This window comes from Candidatus Kosakonia sp. 282A-S69 (assembly GCF_029433855.1).
GTDB classification, from domain to species: Bacteria; Pseudomonadota; Gammaproteobacteria; order Enterobacterales; family Enterobacteriaceae; genus Kosakonia; species Kosakonia cowanii_A.
Genome location: NZ_JAROAU010000005.1, coordinates 99,141 through 99,384, shown reverse-complemented (window position 1 = coordinate 99,384; position 244 = coordinate 99,141). Strand labels below are relative to the sequence as shown.

Annotated in this window: 1 protein-coding gene; it reads right to left on the bottom strand. The window is 61.1% G+C overall.

Features of this window, described 5'->3' with window-relative positions; all coding sequences use genetic code 11:
- A partial coding sequence (locus PU683_RS21280) for a hypothetical protein (RefSeq protein WP_277174584.1) occupies positions 1-244 on the bottom strand: 244 nt, incomplete at both ends.

Sequence of the window (244 nt, the reverse complement as noted above, 5' to 3'; positions counted from 1 at the left end):
AGTGCGCTAGTCAGGCCGCCCACGGCGGCGACGGTCTTGACTAGCAGGACGAAGCAGAGCTCGAAGGCCATCAGGGCTGATCGCGCGGTCAGCCCGTTCTCGGCGTCTCGGCCCTTGTAGCCGTCGAAGGGCATGAGTTGGAATGACACCACGAAGCCGAAAAGGCCGGCGCGGTAGGACCAGCGGTTACCCATTTTGTCGCGCAGCTGGCCAAAGAGACAGATTTGGAAGATGATGGTGACTA